The 25,407-nt window shown below is 59.4% G+C and carries 32 protein-coding genes; 10 read left to right on the forward strand and 22 right to left on the reverse strand.

What is annotated here, in order from left to right:
• The first annotated feature begins 34 nt into the window (after positions 1 to 34).
• Positions 35 to 736 (forward strand): ligase-associated DNA damage response endonuclease PdeM, encoded by a 702-nt coding sequence (gene pdeM / locus WFP06_RS10705; RefSeq protein WP_336987154.1) that lies wholly within the window; start codon positions 35 to 37, stop codon positions 734 to 736.
• A 107-nt stretch (positions 737 to 843) separates the two neighbouring features.
• Positions 844 to 1,362, forward strand: a complete 519-nt coding sequence (gene infC, locus WFP06_RS10710) for a translation initiation factor IF-3 (RefSeq protein ID WP_336987155.1) — start codon at positions 844 to 846, stop codon at positions 1,360 to 1,362.
• Between the two features lie 70 nt (positions 1,363 to 1,432).
• On the opposite strand, the gene WFP06_RS10715 is transcribed toward infC, so the two are convergent.
• Positions 1,433 to 2,083, reverse strand: a complete 651-nt coding sequence (locus WFP06_RS10715; protein WP_336987156.1) for a hypothetical protein — start codon at positions 2,081 to 2,083, stop codon at positions 1,433 to 1,435.
• A gap of 125 nt (positions 2,084 to 2,208) precedes the next feature.
• Between WFP06_RS10715 and WFP06_RS10720 the strand changes: the two genes are divergently transcribed.
• Positions 2,209 to 3,657, forward strand: a complete 1,449-nt coding sequence (locus tag WFP06_RS10720) for an SLC13 family permease (RefSeq protein WP_336987157.1) — start codon at positions 2,209 to 2,211, stop codon at positions 3,655 to 3,657.
• A 160-nt stretch (positions 3,658 to 3,817) separates the two neighbouring features.
• A complete protein-coding gene (locus WFP06_RS10725; RefSeq protein WP_336987158.1) occupies positions 3,818 to 5,128 on the forward strand; it encodes a cystathionine gamma-synthase family protein in 1,311 nt (436 codons plus the stop codon).
• Between the two features lie 55 nt (positions 5,129 to 5,183).
• On the opposite strand, the gene WFP06_RS10730 is transcribed toward WFP06_RS10725, so the two are convergent.
• Complete coding sequence (locus WFP06_RS10730; protein WP_336987159.1) at positions 5,184 to 5,717, reverse strand: J domain-containing protein; 534 nt, start codon at positions 5,715 to 5,717, stop codon at positions 5,184 to 5,186.
• A 156-nt stretch (positions 5,718 to 5,873) separates the two neighbouring features.
• Here WFP06_RS10730 and WFP06_RS10735 point away from each other — a divergent pair, with 156 nt between their 5' ends.
• Complete coding sequence (locus tag WFP06_RS10735) at positions 5,874 to 6,029, forward strand: hypothetical protein (protein ID WP_336987160.1); 156 nt, start codon at positions 5,874 to 5,876, stop codon at positions 6,027 to 6,029.
• Position 6,030: 1 nt separating this feature from the next.
• Here WFP06_RS10735 and pal read toward each other — a convergent pair whose 3' ends face one another.
• From pal to hisB, 14 genes are all read right to left on the reverse strand, one after another.
• Entirely contained in the window at positions 6,031 to 6,549 is a 519-nt protein-coding gene (gene pal, locus WFP06_RS10740) for a peptidoglycan-associated lipoprotein Pal (RefSeq protein WP_336987161.1), read from the reverse strand.
• A 55-nt stretch (positions 6,550 to 6,604) separates the two neighbouring features.
• Complete coding sequence (tolB, locus tag WFP06_RS10745) at positions 6,605 to 7,975, reverse strand: Tol-Pal system beta propeller repeat protein TolB (protein ID WP_419716247.1); 1,371 nt, start codon at positions 7,973 to 7,975, stop codon at positions 6,605 to 6,607.
• Positions 7,976 to 7,987: 12 nt separating this feature from the next.
• Complete coding sequence (locus tag WFP06_RS10750) at positions 7,988 to 8,854, reverse strand: energy transducer TonB (RefSeq protein WP_336987163.1); 867 nt, start codon at positions 8,852 to 8,854, stop codon at positions 7,988 to 7,990.
• Positions 8,855 to 8,866: 12 nt separating this feature from the next.
• A complete protein-coding gene (locus WFP06_RS10755) occupies positions 8,867 to 9,313 on the reverse strand; it encodes an ExbD/TolR family protein (RefSeq protein WP_336987164.1) in 447 nt (148 codons plus the stop codon).
• Positions 9,313 to 10,017, reverse strand: a complete 705-nt coding sequence (gene tolQ, locus WFP06_RS10760; protein WP_336987165.1) for a protein TolQ — start codon at positions 10,015 to 10,017, stop codon at positions 9,313 to 9,315. The genes WFP06_RS10755 and tolQ overlap by 1 nt, the downstream gene beginning before the upstream one ends.
• Positions 10,017 to 10,472 carry a YbgC/FadM family acyl-CoA thioesterase gene (locus WFP06_RS10765; protein ID WP_336987166.1) on the reverse strand — a complete coding sequence of 152 codons (456 nt, stop codon included), beginning with the start codon at positions 10,470 to 10,472 and terminating at the stop codon, positions 10,017 to 10,019. The genes tolQ and WFP06_RS10765 overlap by 1 nt, the downstream gene beginning before the upstream one ends.
• A gap of 84 nt (positions 10,473 to 10,556) precedes the next feature.
• Positions 10,557 to 10,934, reverse strand: a complete 378-nt coding sequence (locus WFP06_RS10770) for an HIT domain-containing protein (RefSeq protein WP_336987167.1) — start codon at positions 10,932 to 10,934, stop codon at positions 10,557 to 10,559.
• Entirely contained in the window at positions 10,934 to 11,260 is a 327-nt protein-coding gene (locus WFP06_RS10775; RefSeq protein ID WP_419716225.1) for a phosphoribosyl-ATP diphosphatase, read from the reverse strand. Before WFP06_RS10775 ends, WFP06_RS10770 begins: the two co-directional genes overlap by 1 nt.
• A 29-nt stretch (positions 11,261 to 11,289) precedes the next feature.
• Entirely contained in the window at positions 11,290 to 11,457 is a 168-nt protein-coding gene (locus tag WFP06_RS10780) for a PEP-CTERM sorting domain-containing protein (protein ID WP_336987168.1), read from the reverse strand.
• A gap of 75 nt (positions 11,458 to 11,532) precedes the next feature.
• Complete coding sequence (gene hisF / locus WFP06_RS10785) at positions 11,533 to 12,291, reverse strand: imidazole glycerol phosphate synthase subunit HisF (RefSeq protein ID WP_336987169.1); 759 nt, start codon at positions 12,289 to 12,291, stop codon at positions 11,533 to 11,535.
• The gene (locus WFP06_RS10790) at positions 12,288 to 12,575 is read right to left on the reverse strand and encodes a hypothetical protein (RefSeq protein WP_336987170.1); all 288 of its coding nucleotides are present in this window, start codon (positions 12,573 to 12,575) and stop codon (positions 12,288 to 12,290) included. Before WFP06_RS10790 ends, hisF begins: the two co-directional genes overlap by 4 nt.
• Positions 12,572 to 13,315: a 1-(5-phosphoribosyl)-5-[(5-phosphoribosylamino)methylideneamino]imidazole-4-carboxamide isomerase gene (gene hisA / locus WFP06_RS10795; RefSeq protein WP_336987171.1), complete on the reverse strand. Its 744-nt coding sequence runs from the start codon at positions 13,313 to 13,315 to the stop codon at positions 12,572 to 12,574. Before hisA ends, WFP06_RS10790 begins: the two co-directional genes overlap by 4 nt.
• A gap of 13 nt (positions 13,316 to 13,328) precedes the next feature.
• Positions 13,329 to 13,955 (reverse strand): imidazole glycerol phosphate synthase subunit HisH, encoded by a 627-nt coding sequence (gene hisH / locus WFP06_RS10800; RefSeq protein ID WP_336987172.1) that lies wholly within the window; start codon positions 13,953 to 13,955, stop codon positions 13,329 to 13,331.
• Entirely contained in the window at positions 13,948 to 14,541 is a 594-nt protein-coding gene (gene hisB, locus WFP06_RS10805) for an imidazoleglycerol-phosphate dehydratase HisB (RefSeq protein ID WP_336987683.1), read from the reverse strand. Before hisB ends, hisH begins: the two co-directional genes overlap by 8 nt.
• Before the next feature lie 115 nt (positions 14,542 to 14,656).
• Here hisB and WFP06_RS10810 point away from each other — a divergent pair, with 115 nt between their 5' ends.
• From WFP06_RS10810 to gmk, 3 genes are all read left to right on the forward strand, one after another.
• Positions 14,657 to 15,160 carry an SspB family protein gene (locus WFP06_RS10810; protein ID WP_336987173.1) on the forward strand — a complete coding sequence of 168 codons (504 nt, stop codon included), beginning with the start codon at positions 14,657 to 14,659 and terminating at the stop codon, positions 15,158 to 15,160.
• A gap of 55 nt (positions 15,161 to 15,215) precedes the next feature.
• The gene (locus WFP06_RS10815; RefSeq protein WP_336987174.1) at positions 15,216 to 15,626 is read left to right on the forward strand and encodes a hypothetical protein; all 411 of its coding nucleotides are present in this window, start codon (positions 15,216 to 15,218) and stop codon (positions 15,624 to 15,626) included.
• A gap of 67 nt (positions 15,627 to 15,693) precedes the next feature.
• Entirely contained in the window at positions 15,694 to 16,329 is a 636-nt protein-coding gene (gmk, locus tag WFP06_RS10820) for a guanylate kinase (protein ID WP_336987175.1), read from the forward strand.
• Between the two features lie 122 nt (positions 16,330 to 16,451).
• On the opposite strand, the gene WFP06_RS10825 is transcribed toward gmk, so the two are convergent.
• The 6 genes from WFP06_RS10825 to WFP06_RS10850 all read right to left on the reverse strand — a co-directional run bounded on the left by WFP06_RS10825 (position 16,452) and on the right by WFP06_RS10850 (position 22,302).
• Positions 16,452 to 16,823: a response regulator gene (locus WFP06_RS10825; protein WP_336987176.1), complete on the reverse strand. Its 372-nt coding sequence runs from the start codon at positions 16,821 to 16,823 to the stop codon at positions 16,452 to 16,454.
• 5 nt (positions 16,824 to 16,828) lie between these two features.
• Positions 16,829 to 17,908, reverse strand: coding sequence for a sensor histidine kinase (locus WFP06_RS10830; protein ID WP_336987177.1), 1,080 nt, complete (start codon positions 17,906 to 17,908; stop codon positions 16,829 to 16,831).
• A gap of 380 nt (positions 17,909 to 18,288) precedes the next feature.
• Positions 18,289 to 19,170: an alpha/beta hydrolase gene (locus WFP06_RS10835; protein ID WP_336987178.1), complete on the reverse strand. Its 882-nt coding sequence runs from the start codon at positions 19,168 to 19,170 to the stop codon at positions 18,289 to 18,291.
• A 7-nt stretch (positions 19,171 to 19,177) separates the two neighbouring features.
• Positions 19,178 to 19,981, reverse strand: a complete 804-nt coding sequence (locus WFP06_RS10840) for an SDR family NAD(P)-dependent oxidoreductase (RefSeq protein ID WP_336987684.1) — start codon at positions 19,979 to 19,981, stop codon at positions 19,178 to 19,180.
• Positions 19,982 to 19,995: 14 nt separating this feature from the next.
• Positions 19,996 to 21,135: an acyl-CoA dehydrogenase family protein gene (locus tag WFP06_RS10845; RefSeq protein ID WP_336987179.1), complete on the reverse strand. Its 1,140-nt coding sequence runs from the start codon at positions 21,133 to 21,135 to the stop codon at positions 19,996 to 19,998.
• 3 nt (positions 21,136 to 21,138) lie between these two features.
• On the reverse strand, positions 21,139 to 22,302 hold the full coding sequence (locus tag WFP06_RS10850) for an acyl-CoA dehydrogenase family protein (protein WP_336987180.1): 1,164 nt from the start codon (positions 22,300 to 22,302) through the stop codon (positions 21,139 to 21,141).
• A gap of 271 nt (positions 22,303 to 22,573) precedes the next feature.
• On the opposite strand from WFP06_RS10850, the gene WFP06_RS10855 reads away from it, so the two are divergent.
• Positions 22,574 to 24,025 carry an MFS transporter gene (locus tag WFP06_RS10855; RefSeq protein WP_336987181.1) on the forward strand — a complete coding sequence of 484 codons (1,452 nt, stop codon included), beginning with the start codon at positions 22,574 to 22,576 and terminating at the stop codon, positions 24,023 to 24,025.
• A gap of 119 nt (positions 24,026 to 24,144) precedes the next feature.
• Positions 24,145 to 25,401 (forward strand): acyl-CoA dehydrogenase family protein, encoded by a 1,257-nt coding sequence (locus WFP06_RS10860; RefSeq protein WP_336987182.1) that lies wholly within the window; start codon positions 24,145 to 24,147, stop codon positions 25,399 to 25,401.
• The last annotated feature ends 6 nt before the right edge of the window (positions 25,402 to 25,407 follow it).

A 25,407-nucleotide genomic window follows, 5' to 3' on the forward strand; every position in this document is an offset into this window, starting at 1 on the left:
TGCCAAACTCGAAACGCTCCGGCAAGTGAAGCCGATGGTTCCCCTTTCGTTCGCACATCAGGAATTGGTCCTCACCACCGGGCGCGCAGTGTACTGGCCGCGCGAGCAGGCGTTGCTGGTCGCCGATCTGCATCTTGAAAAAGCCAGCTGGTATGCAAAGTCGGGGCAAATGTTGCCGCCATACGACAGCCGCGAAACGTTGGAGCGGGTTGCCGCAGCGATCCGCGAAACGGGCGCCAAGCGGGTCATAACGCTGGGCGACAACTTCCACGACAGTGCGGGCACGCAGAGGCTGGAACCCCATGCCGCCGGTATGCTCGACGCGCTTACGCGGGCGGTGGACTGGGTATGGATCACGGGCAATCACGATTCGCGGATGGAAGCGCAATCGGGCGGCACGGTGGTGGATGAATTGCCCATCGGCGGGATGATTCTGCGTCACAGAGCGCAGCCCGGCGAAACCTTGCCGGAACTTTCAGGCCATTATCATCCGCGCTATGTGGTGGCATTGCGCGGCCGGCATATCCGCAGGCCGTGTGCTGTAATCAGCACGAACGAGGCTGGCCCCGAAACGTCTAGCCGTATGATATTACCCGCATTTGGCGCGCTGACCGGCGGCATGGATGCGGCCGATCCGGCGATTTTGAAGGCCTTGCAGCCTGCCAGCCGGATTGATGCGGTGATGCCCGCTGGCGGCCAGCTTGTGCAAATCCCGCTGTGGCGCAAGGCGGCCTAGAGAATTTCCTTCGCAAGACCTTTGCGTGAACGGGCATTAGTCACTAAGTAAGCTGCGAAGTCATTAAACAGGAGACATTTACTATAGCTCGTCCACCTCGGCGCAGTATGGCGCCCCCCGTTAAAAGCGGGCCACGATTCAACGAAATGATCAACGTCGACAAGGTCCGTGTAATCGACCATGAAGGCGAAAATATCGGTGTGATGTTCACGCGCGAAGCGATCGAACAGGCGGCCGAACACGGCCTCGACCTGGTCGAAGTGTCGCCCGGCGCGGATCCGCCGGTTTGCAAGTTCCTCGACGTCGGCAAATATCGCTTCGAAGCGCAGAAAAAAGCGAATGCCGCGCGCAAGACGCAGAAAACGCAGGACATCAAGGAAGTCAAAATGCGCCCCAACATCGATGTCCATGACTACGATGTGAAAATGCGCAATGTCTTCAAATTCATCGATAACGGCGACAAGGTAAAAATTACGCTTCGTTTCCGCGGGCGCGAAATGGCGCATCAGGAACTTGGCATGAACCTGCTGAAACGGGTTCAGGACGATACCGCCGAAGTTGCCAAGATCGAAGCATTCCCGCGCCTGGAAGGCCGCCAGATGCTGATGGTGCTATCGCCTAAATAGGCTGGCAATAGCCAGACAATAGCCGGGAGGGCGCACTGCAAGGTGCGCCCTTTTTCGTAACTGCCGCGGATCAGTAAATTTCAAAATCCAATACCGTAAACCGGGCCCCGCCGGTGGCATAAACGCCGTGGCCCCGGGCAGACGATGACCCGAACACAAAACCCACATTGTCGGCATCTCTCAATGCAGCAGCAAATTGGCCGGGTAGCTCGCGATTATTACCGCCCGTCATAGCAATCCACGGCTCGTCAAACGAGATATTCAACCTGTGCACGCCCGGTGTGAGCGGCATCAACCTGTTATGGGGAGAGTACCACCGGTGATGCGGCGTTTTGACTGTCCAGCGATCACCGCCACGCTGGAAATATAGCGATAGCGTTGCCTGCTCCTGTGGTTGCTCCTGCGGAATGAACCGGACGCCCCGATCGGCTTCGACCCGGTATCGCAGCGTCATCCCGCGCGCGCCATTCAAAGAACGCACCGGCGTAGTGACATAGTGTACGTGGCCGTTCTGGACACGCGGCCCCGGAAATACAAACGTCGGATTGTCATCGCGCTCTTGCATTGTCTGGGGCATGCCGAGTGAATAGTTGCGGCCGCGAATTATCGGACCAATTGACCATTCAGACGCTGACGGGCCGTTCGCATCGCGAGGCACGGCAGCAATCGGCGCGGCAAAAAGCAAAGCCGAACAGGCAGCAATCGAAAGAAATTTTTTCATGGTCATTTCCTGCATAAATCAGCCTGTCCTTCCTCTGAACAAATGGCGGGCGGAATATTCATGCCGGCCGGTTGCTTGCTGGCCTTAATCACGCCATGACCGGCATGATAACCGCCGGGAGCATTATGACAGCGCAACGTATCGGCCTCATCATCGGCGCCTTTGCGCTGATGGCGACCATTTTCTTGTCCGCTCCTGCGGGTATGGCGCGCGAGGCGTGGATTGTCGCAGGGCTGGTGGTGCTGATGGCGTCGTGGTGGATGACCGAAGCTATCCCGCTCACGGCGACTGCGCTGATGCCGTTTCTGGTGTTGCCCTTTGCCGGGGTACTTGATGCCAAAGCGACCGCCAGCGCCTATTATGAACCCATCCTGTTTCTTATCCTGGGCGGTGCGTTTATCGCACTGGCTATCGAACGGACCGGACTGCACCGGCGGCTATCGCTGGCAATCCTCAAATCGGTCGGAAGCGGCGGCGGGCCGTCGCGGCTGCTTCTCGCCTTCATGATTGCGGCGGCGCTGCTTTCGATGCTGATTTCCAACACCTCCACAGCGCTCATCATGATGCCGATGGCGCTGGCGGTGCTGGCTGGCGGTGGGCTTGGCGATCCGTCCTCAACTGGCAAAGCGGCTGGGCAAACGGGGCTGTCGAAGGACGGGCTCGCAGGGGCATTGCCGATGGGCATCGCGTTTGCCGCATCGATTGGCGGCCTGGGTACAATCGTGGGTTCCCCCACCAATGGTATCGCCGTGGCACTGCTGGACAGCATGATCGGCCTCAGGATCAGTTTTGCACAATGGACGGCATTCGGCCTGCCGATTGTCATAGTCGGCGTTCCGGTTGCCGCCTTTATCATCGCCCGTGTGCAAAAAGTTGCCGCGCATCCCTTCGATGTGGAGGCAGCCAGAGCAGCGATTGATACGCACACCGCCTTGACCGCGCCCGAACGCCGGCTGATCCCGCTGATCGCGATCACTTTCCTGCTGTGGATGACTGCGCCGTTGCTGAAAGCATATCTGCCCGCAGGCTCGCTCACCGATGGCACCATTGCCATTGCGGCGGGTATCGCGCTGTTCCTGCTGCCCGACGGAACGGGGCGGCCGATGCTGACATGGAACGAAGCCGACCGCGCACCGTGGGGCGTGATCATGATGTTTGGCGGCGGACTGGCGCTGGCGGCCGGAATGGGCGCCTCGGGGCTTGCCGAATGGCTGGGTAACGCTTTGCTTCCACTATCCGCAGTGCCGCTGATTATCGTCGCCCTGGCGCTGGTGGCGATGGTTGTCCTTATCACCGAGTTCGCCAGCAATGTCGCCACAGCCAGCGCGATCATACCCGTGGTCGCCAGCCTGACGGTGGCAATGGGGGTCGATCCGGTTCTGCTCGCCATGCCCGCCGCACTTGCCGCCAGCTGGGGCTTCATGTTGCCCGCGGGCACGGGTCCCAACGCCATTGCGTGGTCAACCGGCCGGATCGCTCTGCCGCGGATGGTCGGGGCCGGCCTGATCCTCGATATTGCGGGGATATTCCTGATCGTGGCGATGGTCTGGGGTGTTGCGGCTATCGCTGGATAAATCGGTGACCGCTTGTTGAATTGTTGCAGACGTAACGATAATCAGCGCTGACTATCAAGGCGTCCGGCAGAGACGCGTTCCTGCGGAGGTTAGGAACCCTGGCTGCCATGCCCCGAAAGCTCCTGCCTTCCTGGGAGCATTTGATTAGGAAGCCATTCCCATGCCCGATGAAGTTGACACGCCAACGCCCCGCCGCAAGCCCAAACAGGCTGTCACCACCATCGGTGGCCGCGAGCTGAAACCGTCAACCCTGATGATGGGCTATGGTTATGACCCGGTTCTGTCCGAGGGATCGCTCAAGGCTCCGATTTTTCTGACCAGCACATTTGCGTTTGAAAACGCGCAGGCGGGAAAACACCATTTCGAAGGGTTGACCGGAAAACGCAAAGGCGATGTCGAAGGTCTTGTCTATTCGCGCTTCAACGGTCCCAATCAGGAGATTCTGGAAGACCGTCTCGCGATCTGGGACGGGGCGGAGGATGCGCTCGTCTTCTCCAGCGGGATGACCGCAATCACGATCATGATGCTCGCCTATTGCAGTGCGGGCGACGTGATCGTCCATTCCGGCCCGCTGTATGCGGCGACAGAGGGTTTCGTATCCAGGATCATGTCGAAATACGGCGTGACCTATGTCGATTTCCACGCTGGCGCGACTCGCGAAGAACTGGACGCGGTACTTGAAAAAGCCAAAGCGCAGGCGGCCGAAAACGGCGGCAAGGTCGCGCTGGTCTATCTCGAAAGCCCGGCCAACCCGACCAATGCGCTGGTCGATATCGAAGCCGTGAAGGAGGCCCGCGATGCAGTGCTGGGCGCGGACGGCGCGCCCATCGCTATCGACAACACATTTCTGGGTCCGCTGTGGCAGCGACCGCTGGATCACGGGGCAGATGTGGTGGTTTATTCGCTCACCAAATATGTCGGCGGTCATTCCGATCTGGTCGCGGGCAGCATTGCCGGCCCCAAAAGCCTGATGGATCCCGTCCGCGCATTACGCAACACCATGGGCGGAATCTGCGATCCCAATACGGCATGGATGCTGCTGCGCTCGCTTGAAACAGTCGAACTGCGGATGACCCGCGCGGGCGAAAATGCAGCCAAGGTGTGCGCGTTCCTGAAAGCGCATCCCAAGGTCGAAGGGCTGGGTTATCTCGGCATGATCGGCGATGCGCGCCAGCAGGATATCTATGACCGTCACTGCAAGGGCGCGGGCAGCACTTTTTCGGTCTTCATCAAAGGCGGCGAGAAGGAAAGCTTCCGTTTTCTGGATGCGCTGCGGATTGCCAAACTGGCTGTCAGCCTTGGCGGTACAGAAACGCTTGCCAGCCATCCTGCCGCTATGACGCATATTTCCGTGCCTGACGAACGCAAGGCAGCGCTGGGCATTACGGACAATCTTGTGCGGATATCGATCGGGATCGAGGATGCAGACGATCTGATCGCCGATTTCCGGCAAGCGCTGGACAAGGTCTGACGCCAATCGGCGCTGCGGTTCTTTAAGGTGCCCGCCCGGTGAGGCAGACCGGGCGCTAACCCTTCCAGACGCGCCGCTCTTCCGACTGTTTCAATATTTCATAGGCGAGCTGGATTTTCTGGAATTCGAGCGCAGCATCGACATCGCCGGGTTTGACATCGGGATGAACGGCCTTGGCTCTGGTGCGGAATGATTTCTTCACCGCGTCGAACTCGGCATCGGAATCCAGCCCCAGCAATTCCAGCGCGCGCATTTCATCATCGCTGCGGCTGCCATCGCCCGATCCCATCCAGCCGTAATGCGCCGCCTCGCTGTAACCCGCATTTTCGGATTGTTCGGTTTTCTGGCGCGCGGCGGCTTCTTCCTTGTCCAGCCCTTCGAAGTAATCCCAGCCCTTGTTATATTCGGCCGCGTGCTTCTGGCAAAAATGCCAGCGTTCCGGGCTGCTGGGAGATTTCGGCGCGGGACAATCGCCTTTTTCTTCGCAATTATGGCGGTCGCACAGGCGCACGGTCGCAGCCTCTCGGCCAGCATCATAGCTGCGCCAACGCGGGAAGCCCCAATTATCCGAACGCCGTGCGCCAACCATTACCGTGATATTCCTTGTGTTGCGCACCCTTTAGAACAGTGCGCGTTGGGTTTCCAGCGGAGGAAAGGTTTTTCTTCGCAACGGGAACTTAACCTTTGATGCTGCATTGCACAAAACGAAGGGTTTGTAACCTGATGATCTGCGATGGAGCGTGTAATGAGCAAACAACTGACTGTTTCAGCTGTTATTTCAACATTTCTGATGGCCGCTGCACTCGTTCTTGCGCCGGCTTCATCGCCCGCTGATCAAAATTTGCGGGCGGATGGGGCGCCGGCCATGGCCAGCGCCCCCCATTTCATTACGCTGGACTAAGTCACTCGATCACAATTGTCGCGGCACGTCGGTTTTGCGCCCATGCGGCGGGATCGGATCCCGTCGCCACCGGGCTTTCCTTGCCGTAGCTGACTGTCCGCAGCCGCGCTGCCGGAACACCCAGACCCACCAGATAATTCTTGGCTGAATTTGCCCGGCGTTCACCCAGCGCGAGGTTGTAATCGCGTGTGCCGCGCTCGTCAGTATGGCCTTCGATCGTTGCATTTACATTGGCATATTGCAGCAGATATTGCGCCTGTGTCTGCAGCGCCGCCGCGTCAACGCTGTCCACATTATACTGGTCAGTGTCGAAATAGATCACGTTCTGACCGTTGACTGCCTGCCTGAAATGGGCCTGCGTTCCCGGCACCGGGCCGAGCGGATTTGTCGAAGTGGTCTGCGCGGCGTCCGCGGTATTATCAACCGGCGGCGGCGGCAGTTCGGCCGGCGCTTTCTTGGAACACGCACCCAGCGCCAGCGAAGCTGCAGACAGTGCCGAAATAACAACGATACGTTTCATAATCGTCTCCTGAAAATCCCGGCCCCCTTGGCCGAATTCATTTTACAAAATGCCCCTACGGCAGAACCGGCCCCCATGCAGGATCAGATGCATCAACCGGAGTTGGCAGGCGGCGCTCGTTGTCGCCCGTCAGATCAACCTGCCACAAGGATGTCCGTCCTGTATTTCGTTCTGTCCGGAAGAATTGCACGATTCGTCCGTTTGGCGACCATGTCGGGGCTTCATCCTGCCAGCTATCGGTCAGATACCGCCGGCCGCTGCCTTCGGGGCTCATCACTGCAACGCGGAAATCGCCGGTGATATGCGTAAAGGCGATCTGGTCGCCGCGCGGGCTCCATTCGGGAGTCGCCGCGCGTCCGCCAAAGAATGTCAGGCGCTTCTGGCCCGAACCGTCGGCGTTCATGACATAGACTTGCTGACTGCCGGAACGATCGCTTTCAAACACGATTTTGCGGCCATCGGGCGAAAAGGATCCGCCGATATCGATGCCCGGCGTATTGGTCAGCCGCGTGCTGGCGCCGCCTTGCGCCGATACGCGGTAAATGTCGGTATTGCCGCCCACTGCCATCGAATAAAGGATCGATTTTCCGTCAGGCGACCAGCGCGGGGCGAAGGTCGGATTGGTGCCCTGGGTGATAACCCGCTGCTGTCCGCTGCCGATATCATAGACGTAGATCCGCGGATTGCCGTCAACATAGCTGAGATAGAGAAGCTGGCGGTAATCGGGCGAATAACGCGGGGTAAGCGCGGTAGAACGGCCGGTGGTGATAAATCGGTGGTTGGCCCCGTCACTGTCCATAATGGCAAGCCGTTTGGTCCGCTTGTCCTTGGGCCCGGTTTCGGCAATATAGGCAATACGGCTGTCGAAGAACGGGCTTTCGCCGGTAAGCCGCGAATAGACCAAATCAGCGCATTTGTGTGCGGCACGGCGCCAGTCGGATGGCGGTACAACCCATCCGGCGCGCGCCAGTTCATCCTGCAGCGCCACGTCATAAAGATAACAGCCCACAGTCAGCCGCCCATCCCCGCCGACCTTGACATAGCCGTGCACCAGCATTTCGGCGCTGCGGCCCGACCACACCGGAAAGGCCGGTGCGGTGATTTGCGAAAAGCCCGGCTGCGGCAAGGCGTCAGGTCCGGTGGGACGGAACAACCCGTTGTTTTGCAGATCGGCCGTGATGACGCGGGCCAGTTCCTTGCCCAGCGCCAGCGAACCGCCGCTGCTGGCCGCAGTCGGCTGGTTGCGGTCAGTGGCAAACCCCGGGATCGCGATGGACAGGTCCTGCCAGTCGCTTTCATCGGTGACGCTACCCGAAAGACCGCCCTCCTCCTCGATAGTTTCAACCTCGCCGCCGACGGGCGGCGGCGCACCGAGATCCTGCGCGGAGAGCGGCGCGGCCAATAGGCAGGCAACCAGGGCAATCACATATTTCACGGCTCAAGACCTCCTGTCGAAACGCCAGTTACGGATACGTTTCCATTCATCATAATATTGGTCGGGCAGATTGAACGGCGCGGCCAGCTGCACCGCTTTGATGGCATTTTCGGCATGGACAGCCGCCTGCGCCTTGTTCGAAGCGTTGATACCCGATTGCGAAGCAACCCGCGGGCGCCCGTTCAAGCTGCCATCGGGATTGAGGTCCCAGCTCAGCAAAGTCACCAGTTGATCGACATCGACACCCTGCGGGGAACGCCAATGAGGCCGCAGCTGCCGGGCAAGCGCCTGACGCAGCGCGGCCTGCTCGGTCACGCCGAATTTCGCCGCGGGCGCGCGTGTTTCGGTGCTTGTGCTGCTGCTTCCCGCACCGGGAAGAAAATCGGCCCCGATGCGGCTGCCGCCGGCCTGTTTTGGCGCAGCTGCCTGACGCGGCGATGGCGCAGTTGTCCGGCGCGGAGCTGCGGCTTCACGCCTGGGTGCCGCAGTCTGGCGCGGTGCCGGTCTTGGCACCGGCCGATCCACAGCAACCGATCGCTGCGGCGGGGCCGTCACTTGTTTCGGCGGCGCCACTTGTTTCGGGGGCGTTACTTGCTTCGGAGCTGGAGCTTGCTGCGGTTCGGGTTCGGTAACAGGCGCCGGATCATCCGCCAGCACAGGCGCGACCGCGGCACGGCTTTGCGCCACCGGAACAGGTGCGGTCGCTTCCAGACCGACTTCGGTAGCAAGGCTGACGGTCATCCGTTCGGGTACCTCGGCAGCATCGCGCTTGGCAGGCTGCACCAGCATGACCGCGATCAGCGCACCATGCAGCACGACCGCAATGCCAAGGCCGATGCGCTCGTCGCGCTGGAGGGTGACACTTGCCATGATCAACCCGAGCTATGGGACATTGACTGAACCGTTGGTGACCAGCGAAATCGAATTGAAACCCGACCGGTTCAGCTCTCCCATCACCGCCATAACCCGCCCGTAATCGAGCGCGCGGTCGGCCCTGAGTGTGATGACAGGCTGCTGTCCGCTACCGGTCTGGAGCGATTCAAGCCGCTGGGGCAGTCCGCCGACAGGGACGGCATCATCGCCGATATAGATATACCCCTCGCGGTCGATGGCGATCGTGATCTGGTCCAGCGTCTGGTCCAGCGCATTGGCGCGGCTGTCCGGCAATTCGACCGGTACACCCGCGGCCAGCAGCGGCGCGGTAACCATGAAAATGATCAGCAGCACCAGCATGACATCGACAAACGGTGTCACGTTGATTTCCGCCATCGGAGCGCGGCGTGAACGGCGCGCCGCGCGTCTGCCCGAACCGGCCAGCCCCATCGCCATCAATCGGCCTCCAGCTCGCGGCTAAGGCTGGCATGGAACCGGTCGGCAAAACGTTGCATCCGCGATTCCAGCGCGTTTACCGAATGGCTGAACCGATTGTAGGCAATCACGGCGGGTATCGCGGCAAACAGGCCGATTGCGGTGGCAAACAGCGCTTCCGAAATCCCCGGTGCGACCACCGCGAGCGAACTGTTTTGCTGCACCCCGATCTGGAAGAAACTGTTCATGATGCCCCACACCGTGCCGAAAAGCCCGATAAACGGGGCAACCGAGCCAACCGTGGCCAGAAAGTTCAGCCGTTCCGCCAGATCGTCCGCTTCGGTTGCAACCTGACTTTCCATCGCGGATGCCAGCCGCTGGCGCGTTCCGTCGCGGTCGATTGTTGTGACCTTGGTCGATCGGCGCCATTCGGCAATCCCCGCAGCGGCAACGCGGCCCGAGGCGGTATCTTTTGCGCCCGCGTCTTTCATGAGAACGTCGAGATTGTCGGATTTCCAGAATGTGCCTTCGAACTTGCCATTTGCGCGCTTCACGCCGCCAATCCGCAGGCTGAAGGATACGATAATCATCCACACCCAGACGCTGGCCAGCAACAGTCCGGCCATCACCGCCTGCACCACAATGTCGGCATCGAGAAACAGCTGAAGCGGATTGAGCCGGGTCGGGGCATCCGCTGCCGCTGCCATCATTAGTAAATTGGTCATCACGAGCTTTCTTGCGAGAGAACTGTTTCAAAGGCGTCGCGCCAGGCGGCTGGCTGGCGGCGCGGGCGCCCGTCAGGGGCCACGAAGCCGACGCGCAGATGGGCATCGGACAATAATTCGCCATCGCGCAATGCGCGCTGGTACATTTTGCAGCTTGCCGCACCCAGTGCGGTGCAGCGCGTTTCGATCAGCACAGCATCATCCAGCTTGGCCGGACGTAAATAGCGGATTTGCAGATCGGCCACCGCATAGGCACCTGCGCCCTGTTCCACCGCGCGACGCTGGTCGATATCCAGCAAGCGCAGAAGATCGGACCGCGCGCGTTCGAACCAGCGCAGATAATTTGCATGATAGACCACGCCCGACAGATCGGTATCCTCGTAATAGGCGCGCACAGCAAAGGTGTGCAGCGGCCCGGCCAGCCGGCCCGAATGCGGTTGAAGCGGTGTATCCATCGAGCGCGAGTGGTTAGTTGTGCGCGAGTCGCAGGGCAAGCGGCCATTTGCCGGTGCGCGCGGCGAACCGCCCTTATTCTGCGATTACCGCGCGATCATCGGTCCAAGATGCTGCCCGCCGAACAGGTGGACATGCAGATGCGGCACTTCCTGCCCGCCATGTGCGCCGATATTGGCCAGCAATCGGTAACCCGGTTCAACCAGATCATGTTGCCGCGCAACAGTGCCCACCGCGCGGATGAACCCGGCGATTTCTTCGGCAGAGGCGGTAGCTGAAAAATCGTCCCAGCTGACATATCTGCCTTTCGGGATCACCAGCACATGCAGTTTTGCCTGCGGGTTGATGTCCGGAAAGGCATAGGCCCAGTCATCCTCGTAAATCCTGGTGGAGGGTATTTCCCCGCGCAGAATTTTCGCAAACAGGTTCTGGTCATCATAAGGCTTCGCCGGATCGATTGGCATCAGTTACTCCTCGATTGCTTTTCGGTGATCCCCGACGTCCCCTCGCGGCGTTCCAGCTCGTGCATCACATCGGCCAGGCCAATCCCCCTGTTATCGAGCAGGACGAGCAGATGAAACAGCACATCGGCAGCCTCGCCGGTCAGTTCCGCGTCTGATCCGGACAAAGCCGCAACAACGGCTTCGGTTGCTTCTTCGCCCAACTTGCGCGCGATAAGGGGTAGGCCGCCCGCATTGAGCCGCGCGACATAGCTGTCGTCCGCCCCGGCCTCGCGGCGGGATCGGATCGTGGTTTCCAGTTTGGTGAAAATATCCATACCCATCGTCATGGTATGGCGCTGATGCGGGGTCAATCCCGCTATTTCAACTTGTCAGCTTCGCCCGGTTTCCTGGCAAGTTTGCGGCCGGCCAGCACCCCGGCAACGCCAATCGCGAACAGCGCAAGATTGCTTGGCTCGGGAATCTGCACAGCGGCAAATTCCGGAACGCGGGTCAGAACCGCCGATAATGTTGCCCCGATTGTCATCGCGAAAACCGCTGCACCCGAATGCTGCAGTGCGATATCGCGTTAACCCGGGCTGTCCCGTTTTGATACTGCCGGTCAACCGCGCGCAGGCAGCCCGGCAGCGCGCAATGCCTCATGCGCCTGCGCGATGGAATAGGTCCCGAAATGGAAGATGGAGGCGGCCAGCACGGCGCTGGCATGGCCCTGTTTTACACCCGCCACCAAATGGTCGAGCGTTCCCACCCCCCCGCTTGCGACGACAGGTATCGAAACCCGGTCAGCAATGGTGCGGGTCAATTGCAGGTCGTAACCCGCCTGCGTGCCGTCCCCGTCCATCGACGTGACAAGCAATTCGCCCGCCCCCAACCGGGCAACTTTTTCGGCATATTCGGCAGCATCGATGCCGGTGGGCTTGCGGCCGCCATGGGTAAAGATTTCCCAGTGATCGCCGACCTTGCGCGCATCGATTGAGGCGACAACGCACTGGCTGCCGAACCTCGCCGCGATTTCGGCCACCAGTTCGGGGCGTGCGACTGCGGCGGAATTCACCGCGACCTTGTCTGCCCCCGCGAGCAGCAGCGCGCGCGCATCGTCCGCCGAACGCACACCGCCGCCCACTGTCAACGGCATGAAACAGACCGCCGCTGTCCGGCTGACGATATCAAGCAACGTCCCGCGCCCTTCATGCGTGGCGGAAATGTCGAGAAAACACAGCTCGTCGGCGCCGGCTGCATCATAGGCACGCGCCTGTTCCACCGGATCGCCCGCATCGACCAGATCGACGAAATTGACGCCCTTCACCACGCGGCCATCGGCAACGTCGAGACACGGGATGACGCGGATGCGAACGGTCATTGTGCGCCCGGCGGTACACTGACCGTAATGGTCGTGCATTCCTCGCGTTCGCAATCCGGCTTGCTGACCGAGCTTTGGACCAGCGCGAACAGCAGCGGGCCGATGAAGCCTGAAAATGCTGCAATGTATTGTTTCGCCGGCAAGGCGAAGCGATGGGCAAACAGATAGGCTGCGCTGGCAAAAATAAACGACAAGAGGCCGATAGACAGCCCTTGGGCGAAACCGACATGGCGCCAGCCGACCGCCGCCCACAAGCAAGGCACAATCAGGAAAAACGCCCTCACGTTCGCGTATCCACCGCCCGCGCGGCCATTGCCAACGCCGCCGCTAAATCCAGCCGTCCGTCGTACAGCGCCCGCCCAGTAATCACGCCCTCGATCCCTTCCACCGCATGAACGGACAGCAGGTGGATATCATCCAGACCTTTCACTCCGCCGCTGGCGATCACCGGCAGGCTGGTCTGCCGCGCCAGTTCAACCGTCGCATCGATATTGCAGCCCTTTAGCATACCGTCGCGGCCGATATCGGTGAACAGCAGGCTGGCAACCCCCGCATCTTCGAACCGGCGCGCCATATCCTCGATCCGCACGTCGGACACTTCGGCCCAGCCGTCGGTTGCAACCATCCCGTCGCGCGCATCGACCGCGACGACAATCCCGCCTTCGAACTCGCGCGCGACATCCTTGACGAACCGGGGGTCCTTCAATGCCGCGGTGCCGATCACGATGCGCGATACGCCAGCATCGAACCACCCTTCGACATCGGCGCGGGTGCGGATGCCGCCGCCCAGCTGGACATGGCCCGGAAATGCCGCGACGATGGCTTCGACAGCCTCGCGGTTTTGCGCGCTACCGGCAAATGATCCGTCCAGATCGACCACATGCAGATGTTCCGCGCCCGCTTCGGCAAACAGCAGCGCCTGCGCCGCAGGATCATCGCCGTACACCGTCGCGCGGTTCATATCGCCTTCGGCCAGCCTGACGACTTGCCCGGCTTTCAAATCGATTGCGGGAAATACGATCAAGCCGAAACTCCTATCAAGGTCGCCACTCCAGAAAATTCGCGAGCAGGGCCAGCCCGTACGCCTGGCTCTTCTCGGGGTGAAACTGCACACCGACGACATTACCGTGTTCGACTGCCGCAACCAGGCCGCCGCCGTGATCGGTCATCGCTGCAACATTTTCGCCGCTTGCGGGCGCAAAGTGGTAGGAATGCAGGAAATAGGCCTCGCCAGCCTGGATCAGACTGGTATCCGACCGGGCAGACGGCGCCACATCGTTCCAGCCCATATGCGGCACCTTGATGGCCGGATCGGTGATTTCGATAGGGCGCACCTCGCCGCTGATCCAGTCCAGCCCGGCGGTGATACCGTGTTCCACGCCGCGCGTGGCGAGCAATTGCATTCCCACGCATATTCCCAGAAACGGCGCCCCGCCGACCTGGACCCGCTCGGCCATTGCCTCGATCATGCCATCGACCGCGCGCAGCCCTTCGGCGCAGGCCTTGAACGAGCCGACGCCGGGCAATACGATACGGTCGGCCGACCGCACAACCGACGGGTTGGCAGTGACTTCGACATGGCGCGCACCCGCCGCCTTCAGAGCGTTGTGAACCGAATGAAGGTTGCCCGCGCCGTAATCGACAAGCGCGACGGTTTCAGCCACCCAGCGTTCCCTTGGTGGACGGGACTGCCCCGCCCTTGCGCGGATCGACTTCGACCGCAGTGCGCATGGCGCGCGCGAAACCCTTGTAAATCGCTTCGCAAATGTGGTGGTTGTTCTGCCCGTAAAGCAGTTCGATATGCAGTGTTATTCCGCAAGTTTGCGCGACCGAGTGGAACCAGTGCCCGATCAGTTCGGTATCCATCTCGCCCAGCCGCATTTGCGAAAATCCTGCCTTCCAGACCAGATATGGCCGGCCCGAAATATCCAGCGCAACACGCGCCAGCGTTTCATCCATCGGCGAATATGCGGTGCCATAGCGCCCGATACCCGCACGGTCGCCCAACGCCTGTGATAATGCTTCGCCCAGCGCCAATGCGCTATCTTCAACCGTGTGATGCTGGTCGATGTGCAAATCGCCATCGACGTGCAGTTTGAGATCGATCAGCGAATGGCGCGAAAACTGTTCGATCATGTGATCCAGAAAGCCGATGCCGGTTTTGACGTCGTATTTTCCGGTACCGTCCAGATTCAGTTCGACCGCGATCTTCGTCTCGGTCGTGTCCCGGTTGATAATGGCTGTGCGCATGGCCGCCGATATATAGAGGGGGCCGCTGCGCGCAACCGTTTGATTGCGGAAATTGGCTGGCTGAACGCGCATTCCTGCTTGACCATACAGCGCCTGCGCGTCAGGTGTCGAGGCGATGAGCGAGAATACACCAGACAGCATGATCCCCTATGACGAGATCGTGCAGGAAGCCCTCCGCGCGGTTGTCGGCCGCGTGCTGAGCGAGGTCGTGCGCGGCGGGAGCGAACTTCCCGGCGATCACCACTTCTATATCACTTTCAAGACGGGCGCCGCTGGCGTGGATATCCCGAAGCATCTGACGGAACGTTTCCCCGACGAAATGACGATCGTGCTGCAAAACAAATTCTGGGATCTGAACGTCGATGATCACGGCTTTCAGGTGGGCCTCAGCTTCAACCAGATGCCTTCGCTGCTTTCGATCCCCTATTCCGCAATCACCGCTTTCGTGGATCCTGCGGTCGATTTCGGGCTGCAATTCCAGGCGACCGTTGCCGATATGGCGCCCGAACCGCATGATGATGCCGAAAATGACAGCCCCGCACCGCAGCGCAGCGATGAAACTGGCGAGACTGACGACGGATCGAACGTTGTCACAGTCGATTTCGGGCGCAAGGGTTAGCCGGGTTTGGCGCTCTGGCGCCCCGGAGCGATCAACCGGTTAAAAAGGATGCCAGATGGCAAAACACATAACTGAAAAAGGTGCGGCCAAGGTGAACCAGGTCGCAGAATCGCTGCCCGGCAACGCGGCGCCGATCCCTGGCCCCAGCCCCAACGCTGCCACAAATCTGATTCTGAGCGATATCGCCATGCGAAGCGGTGGGCGTCTGGTGCGCATGGCGGTGGAAAAAGGGATTTTGCGGACCCGGTTCAATCCGCAACTGGCCAAGGATATCGTCCAGAACCGCGGTCTGGTTTCGACCCTGGCATCCTATGGCGTTTCCAAAATCGCCACCCGTTCGGTGCCCGGTGCTGTGCTGGTTGGCGGCGGTCTGCTGGTGAAAACGCTGTTTGACCGCAGCCAGTCCAAACGCAAGGCGCGGCGCAGCGGCGACAAGACGTTGCGCAAGATGGCGGAAAAGAAATAGCGCAGTCCGCGCACACTGCCCGTGATTGGCCCTTGATTGATAAGCGATCATTGTTCCATGAGCGGATATGACTGACCAAAGCACGCTTTCCCGCCGCGGGATTATGTTCATCCTGTCATCCCCGTCGGGCGCGGGAAAAACCACCATGTCGCAAAAATTGCTGATGGCCGATAAAGAAATCCAGCTGTCAGTATCTGCGACCACGCGCCCGCCGCGCAAAGGCGAAGTAAACGGCGTGGACTATCATTTCGTGTCCGACGCGCGGTTCGATGAAATGGTCGAAAAAGACGAATTTTACGAATGGGCGCATGTCTTCGATAATCGCTATGGCACGCCCAAGGGATATATTCGCCAGGGCCTGAAACAGGGGCAGGATTTCCTGTTCGATATCGATTGGCAGGGTACCCAGCAATTGTATCAGAAAGACCAACAGGATGCGGTCAGCGTCTTCCTGTTGCCGCCGAATCTGGCCGCCCTGCGCAGCCGCCTGGAAACACGCGGGCTGGATAGCGCCGATGTGATCGACAGCCGTATGCAGCGTGCGCGCGGCGAAATCAGCCACTGGGCCGAATATGACTATGTCGTGATCAATGACGATGTCGACGAATGCTTCGTAAAAGTGCGCGAAATCCTGCACGCCGAACGGATGAAACGGACGCGGCAGACCGGACTGATCCCGTTTGTACGCGAGTTGATGGAGTAGCGCGAAGATGCCGATGGCGGCGCGGCTGATGACTTGACCGTGCAGCGGGATGACCGAGCTTCCCATGCGCTTGTTTTTCAGGTCGAAAGCCGGGTGCGTCCGCGAACCGGCCTGACCGCCATTTACAATTCGATATCGGGCAGCCGGTCGCGCAATGTCTGCAGCACTTCGCGGCTGGTAATCGGCTTTTTCAGAACTTCGTCACCCGGCAGTGCGAAGGTGACTTCCTTGCGATCATAGGCGGTCACGAAAATGAACGGCACGTCTCTGGCGCGCAAGATTTCTGCAACCGGTTGCGACGTATCCCCATGCCCCAGATTGACGTCCAGAAAAGCGGCGGTGATATCGGCTTCCTTCGCCAGCACCAGGGCATCCTTGAGATGCAGCGCGGGTCCGATAATCTCGTAACCCAGATCTTCAAGATCGTCGGCCAGCTGAAAGGCGAGGAAAAATTCGTCTTCGACGATCAAAATGCTTTTTTTATTGTCAGGCATATTGTTCAACTCATCTTGGAAGGTAGTGGCATTTTCAGGGTCCATTCCAGACCCGTGCGTTTGTAAAGCGCCGTCACGGTCCCATTGGTCTGCGCCGCCACAGCACGCTGCGTGATAAACGTTCCGAACCCTTCTGCGGTCGTATCTGCCACATCCGGTCCGCCGGTTTCGCGCCAGCGCATGGTTACTTCCTCGGGCGACTTTTCGCGGTCGATATCCCAGCCTAGCAGGATTTTTCCGCCCTCGACAGACAGGGCTCCGTATTTCGACGCGTTGGTTACCAGCTCATAGAAAGCCATCGATAAAGAAATACCCGTCTGTGAAGAAATTTTCACCTCCGGCCCGGCCAGCTCCAGGTGCTCGCCGGCGATCGGTTGAAGAACGTCCTGGGCGACTTGCCGCAGGCTGGCGAAGCCCCACTTTGTGCCAACCAGTTGGCTATGGACCATGGCATATGCCTGAAGGCGTGCCGCGATGGCCGCCATGACATCCGCCGAAACATTGGTTCCCCCCAATGAACGGCGCACGATCGCCATGGTTACGCTGAAGGCATTTTTTACCCGGTGGTTCAATTCTCCAATCAGGATTTCCTGCGACTGGCGCAGCATAATTTCTTCATCGACATCAATCAGGGCAACTGTCGCGCCAAGCAATTTATTGTCGGCACCGCGCACCGATTTGCCGATTATGCGCATCCAGAACATTGTCTTGTCACCGCGCTGGTAATGCACTTCCAACTGCGCGTGGTCTTCGCCGCCCTTGATAATCCTGGCGAGGGGGTATTCTTCCGAAGCAACCTTGGTTCCGTCCGCATGGTACGAAATCCATTCGCCATACGAATCTGCGTCATTAGAAAAGAGCACCGGATGGCGCACCATTTCCTCGACACATTTATTGCCGTGAATAATCTTGCCCGACGCGTCCGTGATGACAATGCCGACAGGGACAGCTTCGGTCATGGCCTCCAGCATGGCAGTGCGCCCCATTGCATCCAGATCGCCATCATGGCGCAGCGACAAACCGTCCGCCAATGTTAGCGGTGAATCAGTGGACTGATCACCAGATAGTCGTTCGCTGGCCGTCATCGGTAAAGGATCCTGAAGGAGAAATGCCTTGATCTCCGGGTGATTGAAACGTGCAAAGCCGCAAAAGGGTCCAGCTTTCCGGCCGGTATCATCGGTTCGCGGGCGTACGGACAACTGGCCGCGGCGCAGCGGCGCATGTTTTTGCAGCGTTTCCTACAGACCATCGCCGCGCTAGTCTTGCTGCGGCTCTTTCACATCATCAATCACGCAAATCCGCTTTATCGCGTCACCCCGGAATCTGTCACCCAGCCACATCAATAGCTAACCGAATGATTAGATTGGATAAAAACCCGTCGGACACAGGGTGACAGGGTGTAACTAGTGTAACCCTTCCCGCCTTTGCCTGAGTGCCGCGCTGCCGGCCGCGGGAACAGATACCTTCAGCGGCGGCTGATTTCGATCTGCTGGGTGCTTTTTGCGGCGCCGAGCCGGATCTTGGCGGCGGCATCATCCAGCACGGTCGCTTTCAAGAAATCCACCACAACCGGCCACGTTTCGCTGAAGCCCGGTTCATCGCCGCCTACGAAGCGGTGGGTTGCGCCCCCCACTACGATCATCATCCGTCCCCCCGCCGGTGCACGCTCGAAATAGGCCTGATGCATTTTGCCATCGGGTACGAAATCGGGCACGACATCTTCCGTGCCGGTAACCAGCAGCGTCGGCCTGCCAATCGTGGTAAAGGCCGCGTCGCCGTCCATCATGCCCGGAATGACACCGGGTGTGGAGAAAGTGACGGCAGATTTCAGCGCAGGAACCGTGCCCTGTGCCATATCACGCAGCATCCCCACGCCGATCAGCGATGTCAGCGATCCGTAACTATAGCCAATCGCGCCATAGGGCAGATCGGGGAAACTCTGCGCGGCATAGGCCGACACAGCTTGCAAATCGGCAATGCGGGTAGGGAATGCCGCAAACAGATCGGTGCGGACATCATCGGGCGCCTCGAGAGAATCCGTGTGCATGGGCGCAAGGACAACAAATCCTTCCGCCGTCAACCGATCGGTCAGCGAACGCATCCGTGCCGGCGAACTGTTGCCGCCGTGGGACATGAACAGCACGCCAAGCGGCTTGGCAACGGGCCGGTAAACGCTGACGTCGACCGTGCGATTGCCAGCCGGAAGCTGGACAAGCTGCACCGCTGCAGGTGCAGCAACGGGCGCGCTCGCAACTTCCGCCACTGGCGTGACCGCACAGCCCGCCAGCATGGCGGCGGCAGCCAATGAAATGAACGTATTTGTCCAGATTTTTCGCGTTGTCCGCATGGTGTCCCTATCCCGCCGGATCGACGAAATTGCCCGCGCCGATGTTGGCGTTTACCACGCCGCCATCGATCGGGATCGTGGTGCCGACCACATAGTCGCCCGCACGGCTGAGCAGGTAGATCGCGCCTGCCGCCATATCTTCGGTCACTCCGACACGGCGCGAGGGGATGCCCTTCTCGACCAGTTCCTTATTATCACGCGCAGCGCGGTTCATTGCGCTGGGGAAGGCGCCCGGACCGATGCCGTTCACCACGATATTGTCGGCGATCAGTTCGGCAGCCATCCGCCGCGTCAGATGGATCAAGCCGGCCTTGGACGCCTGATAGGGATAGGTCGGCCACGGGTTCGTCTTCATCCCGTCGATCGACGCGATCATCAAAACTTTGGCCGGTCGTTCTTTCGTCCCTGCCGCCTTGAGCAAGCCGTGCAGTTTCTGGGTCAGGAAAAACGGTGTCTTGACGTTGAGATCCATGGTCCGGTCCCAGCCGGCCTCGGTAAATTCATCAAACGGAGCACCCCATGCCGCACCGGCATTGTTAACCAGCAGGTCCAGCTTTTCCTCGCGGCTCGCCAAGTCGTCTGCCAGCTGCTGGATGCCGTCCATCTGCGACAGATCGCCGACCAAGCCGATGACCTTGTCGCCCAATTCGGCAGCGGTTTCATCGACCTGTTCTTTCTTGCGCGCCACAATATAAACCCGCGCGCAGCCGGCTTCGAGCAGGCCTTCGACGATCATCTTGCCGATGCCGCGCGATCCGCCAGTTACCAGCGCGATTTTGCCTTCGAGGCCGAAAAGTTCATTCAGTTTCATCATCTGTCTAAACCTCAATACCCGCTAAGCCGGGCAACGCGTTCGGTGTGATAATTCGCATCACCCAGGAATTCGGACAATGCGCGGTCCCGCTTCATATACAGGCCGATGTCATATTCGTCGGTCATACCGATCCCGCCATGCATCTGCACACCTTCACGGACCGAAAGATTGGACGTGGTGCCGGCCTTGGCCTTGGCAACCGAAACCATCAGTTCGGCGCTGGGCGCGCCCGCATCGAGCAATTGCTGCGCCTTGATTGTCGCGGCGCGCGCGATTTCAACCTCGGAATACAGATGCGCAGCGCGGTGCTGCAGCGCCTGAAATTCGCCGATCAGCTTGCCGAACTGCTTGCGCTGTTTGAGATAATCGACCGTCATATCCATCGAACCGGCCGAAACACCGACGCTTTCGGCAGCCGCGCCGACACGGCCTGCGCTGAGCATCGCGTTGAGCACTTCGCGCCCGCCATCGACTTCGCCGATCACCGCGTCACCATCAAGCTCGACATTGTCGAATTTGGCGTGGGTCGCGATCGAGCTATCGACCAGGCGAACAGCATCCTGTGAAAGCCCCGCGGCATCCTTGGGTACTGCAAACAGTGTGATGCCGTCTTGATCATCATCACTGCCCGATGTGCGCGCGGCGACAATCATCATATCCGCGCTGGCACCGTGGATCACGAAATCCTTCTGGCCGCTGAGTTTGAACCCGTTGCCCGATTTCTCGGCCCTTGTTTTGATCCGTTCGGGGCGGTGTTTTGCGCCCTCGTCGATCGCCACTGCAAACACGTGCTCGCCCGAAATCAGGCCCGGCAAATAGCGTCCGCGAAGATCGTTGCTACCCTGCCCTAGCGCCGTTGCAGCCAGAACCGAACTGGTCAGAAACGGCGACGGGGTGAGATTGCGGCCGATCTGTTCGAGCACGATGCCAGCCTCGACATTGCCCATACCCAGCCCGCCATCCTCTTCCGAAACAAGCATACCGGTAAAGCCCATTTCGCCGAACTGCTTCCACAATTCGTGGCCGAACCCATCCTTGCAATCGCGGTCGCGCCAATGGCGCAGCTGTTTTTTGATGGAGCCTTCTTCGGCCATGAACTGCGATGCGGTGTCAGCCAGCATCGACTGGTCGTCGTCATAATAAAGCGCCATGGATCAGGCCCCCGGAAGATCAAGAATGCGTTTGGCAACCACGTTCAGCATGACTTCGCTGGTGCCGCCTTCGATGGAATTGGCTTTCGTCCGCAGCCAGTTGCGCGATGCCTTGCCGCCGCCGGTTTCTTCGCTGTCCCATTCAAGACTGCGCGAACCGCCCGCCGCCATCATCAATTCATGGCGGCGCTTGTTAAGTTCGGTACCGACATATTTCATCATGTTGGGCTGCGCTGGATGGCCTTTTCCGGCCTTCATCTCGTCAAGGAATTTCTCGCCCATCGCGCCATAAGCCAACGCTTCGACATCGAATTTGGCAAGGTCGGCACGAAGCATCGGGTCCAGATCACCGGCATGACGCAGCATCGCCGCGCCGATGGCACTGGTCCGGTCGCCGCCGCCTGCGCCCGAGATCATTTCGCGTTCGTGGCCGAGCAGATATTTTGCAACGTCCCAGCCGCGGTTGATTTCGCCGACGTGCTGATCTTTGGGTACTTCTACATCGTCAAAGAAGGTTTCACAAAACGGGCTGTTGCCACTGATCAGCAGGATCGGCTTGGTTGAAACGCCCTTCGATTCCATGTCGAACAGCATGAAGGTGATGCCTTGATATTTGTTCGTCTTGTCAGTGCGAACGAGGCAGAAAATCCAGTCCGCTTCGTCGGCGTAGGAAGTCCATATCTTCTGGCCGTTGACGACCCAGTGATCGCCCTTGTCTTCGCCGAATGTCTGCATCGACACCAGATCCGATCCCGAACCCGGTTCGGAGTATCCCTGACACCAGCGGATCTCTCCGCGCGCGATTTCTCCGAGATAATGGACTTTCTGTTCTTCTGTGCCGAACTTTAACAGTGCCGGGCCAAGCATCCAGATGCCGAAGCTGGATAGCGGCGGACGCGCGCCGATGCGGGCCATTTCTTCGCGCAGGATTTTGGATTGCGGCCCATCCAGACCTGCGCCGCCATATTCTTTCGGCCAGGCCGGAACGGTGTAGCCCTTTTCGACACACGCTTCGAACCATGCCTTTTGCGCATCGTTCTTGAACTTCGCATTGCGGCCTCCCCAATAAACATCGCCCTCGTCGCGGACGAGTTGGCGCATTTCGGGCGGGCAATTGGATTCCAGCCAATCGCGGGTTTCAAGACGGAATTGCTCGGTGTCGGACATGGGTATCTCTCCAGCATGAATCGCAAATTTAATGGAGCGGTTAAACACCGATTCCGCCCGTATCACAAGCGCCGTTCGACACGGCGCGGCCAAGCTCCCCTTGCCGTAGCGTCACCCACTGACGCGTTGACGAAAGACGAGTGCGCCCTAAGCTGGCAGCATCTGGAACAGCGAAAGCAAAGCCTATGCGATTCTCGAGAATGACTGCCGAAGCTCGCACGGCGGCCGGAAATTGTATCGGGCCAGGTGCCAGCTTGAACCGGCCCAACTGATGGCTGGCGTGGCAACGCCCGTGCTGACCGGACCGCTGCCTATGCGGCTCAAAATTATTCACGGGTTCGGTGCGGTCGCGTTCGGCGTCAAGGACACCGGCTTTTCATTTTTTCTGCTCATCTTCTATAATCAGGTGCTGGGGATGGACGCGGCACTGGTCAGCCTTGCCCTGCTGCTCGCGCTGTTGGCCGACGCTGTCATAGATCCTATTCTGGGCAACCTGTCCGACCGGACCTACACCCGCTGGGGACGCCGTCTCCCGTGGCTTTATGTCGCTCCTGTCCCGCTTGCCCTGGCATGGGTCATTTTATGGTCACCGCCCGGCGGCGAACCACCCAGTTTCTTGGGCTTGCTGGGTATCGCGATCGTCGTGCGTATGCTGCTGTCCGCCTGCGAAGTGCCTTCCGTGTCGCTGGTCCCCGAATTGACTGCGGACTATGACGAACGGACCACCTTGTTCCGCTACCGTTATCTGTTTGGCTGGATGGGCGGCCTGTCGATGATGGTGCTCGCCTATACGGTATTTATGCCCGGCTCGGAAGGTTTGCTGCAGAGCGACGGATATGCCGCGTTCGGCATTTTTGGTGCGGTTATGATCGTAATATCGGTCATAGGTTCGGCAGCGGGGCAGCACAGGCTTTTTGCACATCTGCCGGCGAAAAAACCGCCACCCTTCAGCATTGCAAACGCGTTTTCCGAAATCCGGGAAGCTTTCTCCGAAAAGGCCTTTCTGATTTTCGCCGCCGGCGGACTGGCGGCATATATCAGCCAGGGGATGACCTTTTCGATTTCCAATTATCTCAATCTGTTTGTCTGGCAATTCAGCAGCGCTGCACTGATGGCATATCCTGTCGTTCTGTTCGTTAGTGTGGTGATGATGTTCTTCATCGTCGGGCCGATGCACAAACGGCTTGGCAAACCCATGAGTGCAGCCGTTGCAGCGATTGCGGCGCTGGTCATCACTTTCATACCCTATGGTCTGCTGTTGTCAGGGTTCTGGCCGCAGCCGGGATCGCTGGAGTCCACAATCAGCCTCTACGCCTTTTTGATTTTCGGAAACATGTTTGGCGTCGTCGTGATGATCTCGGCATCATCCATGATTGCAGAGATTGTCGAAGCCTTCGAAGAGCGCACCGGACGCAGAAGCGAAGGGGCGTTTTATTCGGGTAACTGGTTGGTGCAAAAATGTGCAACCGGGCTCGGAATATTCCTGACAGGACAGGTTATATCCATTTCGCAGCTTTCAACCGATGCCAGTCCCGGCACTGTCCCGGACAATGTCATCAGCACGCTGGTGCTGCTTTATGGCGGCGCTTCTCTGGTGCTGGCGATCATCGCTGCATTCTGGCTCGGAAGGTTCCCGATCGACCGGGCGGAACACGAAGCAAGGATCGCAGCAATGAACAGTGCTGTGCGTGCCAGCCCCGACGGACCGGGCAGCGCACCTTGAGTCGCAAAGTTTAAGCGGGCGATTAAAACTTCCCTTGGCGAGCGTGCGAAGCTCTGGCACGGTTGGCCACAAGGGAATCGCAGATTCCAGTCCAATTCCGAACAAAGGATACCAGACCTATGGATTTCGATCTTACTGAACGGCAAACCCATTGGCGCGACCGCGTGCGCGATTTCATTGAAGCGAATGTGCGTCCCAATATGGGCGTTTACAAACAGCAGGATGCCGAAGGGGACCGATGGAAAGTCATCCAGATCGTCGAACACATGAAGGCCAAGGCGAAGGCGCAGGGTATCTGGAACCTGTTCATGCCGCCGCAGTTTGGTCGCACGCACGTTGATGACACGTTTGAATTTAAAGGTCCGCACCTTTCCAATCTTGAATATGCGCTTTGTGCGGAAGAAATGGGCCGGATCGGCTGGGCGAGTGAAGTCTTCAACTGCTCCGCGCCCGATACCGGTAATATGGAAGTGTTTCACCGTTACGGCACGCGCGAGCAAAAGGATCAATATCTTGCGCCGCTGATGAATGGCGAAATCCGCTCTGCTTTCCTGATGACCGAGCCGGATGTCGCATCCTCCGATGCGACCAACATTGAAACAGCCATTGTTCGGGACGGTGAAGAATATGTTATCAACGGCCGCAAATGGTGGTCGTCAGGCGCCGGTGATCCGCGCTGCAAAATCTCGATCCTGATGGGCAAGACCGACTTTGAAGCCAACCGCCACCAGCAGCAAAGCATGATCCTGATGCCGCTGGATGCCGAAGGTGTCACTATCGAACGCCATCTGCCCGTGTTCGGGTATGACGATGCACCGCACGGCCATATGGAAATCTCGCTCAAGGATGTGCGCGTTCCTGCCAATGCCATGCTGCTCGGTGAAGGACGCGGTTTCGAGATCGCGCAGGGCCGTCTTGGCCCTGGCCGCATCCATCACTGCATGCGCACCATCGGTGTAGCCGAAGAAGCGATTGCCAAAATGGGCCGCCGGCTTCAGTCGCGTGTCGCCTTCGGAAAACCGATTTACAAGCATTCGATCTGGGAACAGCGGATCGCAGAAGCGCGCACAAACATCGAGATGACCCGTCTGCTGTGCCTCAAGGCGGCAGACATGATGGACAAGGTCGGCAACAAGGCTGCGGCCCTCGAAATTGCGATGATCAAGGTGCAAGCGCCGAATATGGCGCTGAAAATTATCGATGATGCAATCCAGGCCCATGGCGGGGGCGGTGTGTCGGAAGATTACGGTCTGGCGCAGGCATATGCCCACCAGCGCACGTTGCGCCTGGCTGACGGTCCGGACGAAGTGCACAACCGCGCCATCGCCCGTATCGAATTTGCCCGTCATGCGCCCGACGGCGGCGCAGCACATTAAGGAACT

The organism is Altererythrobacter aquiaggeris (assembly GCF_037154015.1).
Taxonomy (GTDB): Bacteria; Pseudomonadota; Alphaproteobacteria; order Sphingomonadales; family Sphingomonadaceae; genus Aestuarierythrobacter; species Aestuarierythrobacter aquiaggeris.

Coding starts and splice junctions, on each gene's coding strand:
- WFP06_RS10725 (WP_336987158.1), top strand. CDS start 3,818: ATGCCCGATGAAGTTGACACGCCAACGCCCCGCCGCAAGCCCAAACAG.
- pal (WP_336987161.1), bottom strand. CDS start 6,549: ATGAAACGTATCGTTGTTATTTCGGCACTGTCTGCAGCTTCGCTGGCG.
- WFP06_RS10765 (WP_336987166.1), bottom strand. CDS start 10,472: ATGGATACACCGCTTCAACCGCATTCGGGCCGGCTGGCCGGGCCGCTG.
- WFP06_RS10840 (WP_336987684.1), bottom strand. CDS start 19,981: ATGAAACTGAATGAACTTTTCGGCCTCGAAGGCAAAATCGCGCTGGTA.
- WFP06_RS10755 (WP_336987164.1), bottom strand. CDS start 9,313: ATGGCGATGGGGCTGGCCGGTTCGGGCAGACGCGCGGCGCGCCGTTCA.
- WFP06_RS10815 (WP_336987174.1), top strand. CDS start 15,216: ATGGCAAAACACATAACTGAAAAAGGTGCGGCCAAGGTGAACCAGGTC.
- tolQ (WP_336987165.1), bottom strand. CDS start 10,017: ATGACCAATTTACTAATGATGGCAGCGGCAGCGGATGCCCCGACCCGG.
- WFP06_RS10730 (WP_336987159.1), bottom strand. CDS start 5,717: ATGGTTGGCGCACGGCGTTCGGATAATTGGGGCTTCCCGCGTTGGCGC.
- gmk (WP_336987175.1), top strand. CDS start 15,694: ATGACTGACCAAAGCACGCTTTCCCGCCGCGGGATTATGTTCATCCTG.
- hisB (WP_336987683.1), bottom strand. CDS start 14,541: ATGCGCACAGCCATTATCAACCGGGACACGACCGAGACGAAGATCGCG.
- WFP06_RS10720 (WP_336987157.1), top strand. CDS start 2,209: ATGACAGCGCAACGTATCGGCCTCATCATCGGCGCCTTTGCGCTGATG.
- WFP06_RS10825 (WP_336987176.1), bottom strand. CDS start 16,823: ATGCCTGACAATAAAAAAAGCATTTTGATCGTCGAAGACGAATTTTTC.
- WFP06_RS10810 (WP_336987173.1), top strand. CDS start 14,657: ATGAGCGAGAATACACCAGACAGCATGATCCCCTATGACGAGATCGTG.
- WFP06_RS10860 (WP_336987182.1), top strand. CDS start 24,145: ATGGATTTCGATCTTACTGAACGGCAAACCCATTGGCGCGACCGCGTG.
- WFP06_RS10750 (WP_336987163.1), bottom strand. CDS start 8,854: ATGGCAAGTGTCACCCTCCAGCGCGACGAGCGCATCGGCCTTGGCATT.
- WFP06_RS10845 (WP_336987179.1), bottom strand. CDS start 21,135: ATGGCGCTTTATTATGACGACGACCAGTCGATGCTGGCTGACACCGCA.
- WFP06_RS10735 (WP_336987160.1), top strand. CDS start 5,874: ATGAGCAAACAACTGACTGTTTCAGCTGTTATTTCAACATTTCTGATG.
- pdeM (WP_336987154.1), top strand. CDS start 35: ATGGTTCCCCTTTCGTTCGCACATCAGGAATTGGTCCTCACCACCGGG.
- WFP06_RS10715 (WP_336987156.1), bottom strand. CDS start 2,083: ATGAAAAAATTTCTTTCGATTGCTGCCTGTTCGGCTTTGCTTTTTGCC.
- WFP06_RS10770 (WP_336987167.1), bottom strand. CDS start 10,934: ATGCCAATCGATCCGGCGAAGCCTTATGATGACCAGAACCTGTTTGCG.
- infC (WP_336987155.1), top strand. CDS start 844: ATGGCGCCCCCCGTTAAAAGCGGGCCACGATTCAACGAAATGATCAAC.
- WFP06_RS10855 (WP_336987181.1), top strand. CDS start 22,574: ATGGCTGGCGTGGCAACGCCCGTGCTGACCGGACCGCTGCCTATGCGG.
- WFP06_RS10780 (WP_336987168.1), bottom strand. CDS start 11,457: ATGACAATCGGGGCAACATTATCGGCGGTTCTGACCCGCGTTCCGGAA.
- WFP06_RS10830 (WP_336987177.1), bottom strand. CDS start 17,908: ATGACGGCCAGCGAACGACTATCTGGTGATCAGTCCACTGATTCACCG.
- WFP06_RS10775 (WP_419716225.1), bottom strand. CDS start 11,260: ATGACGATGGGTATGGATATTTTCACCAAACTGGAAACCACGATCCGA.
- WFP06_RS10835 (WP_336987178.1), bottom strand. CDS start 19,170: ATGCGGACAACGCGAAAAATCTGGACAAATACGTTCATTTCATTGGCT.
- hisF (WP_336987169.1), bottom strand. CDS start 12,291: ATGACCGTTCGCATCCGCGTCATCCCGTGTCTCGACGTTGCCGATGGC.
- WFP06_RS10850 (WP_336987180.1), bottom strand. CDS start 22,302: ATGTCCGACACCGAGCAATTCCGTCTTGAAACCCGCGATTGGCTGGAA.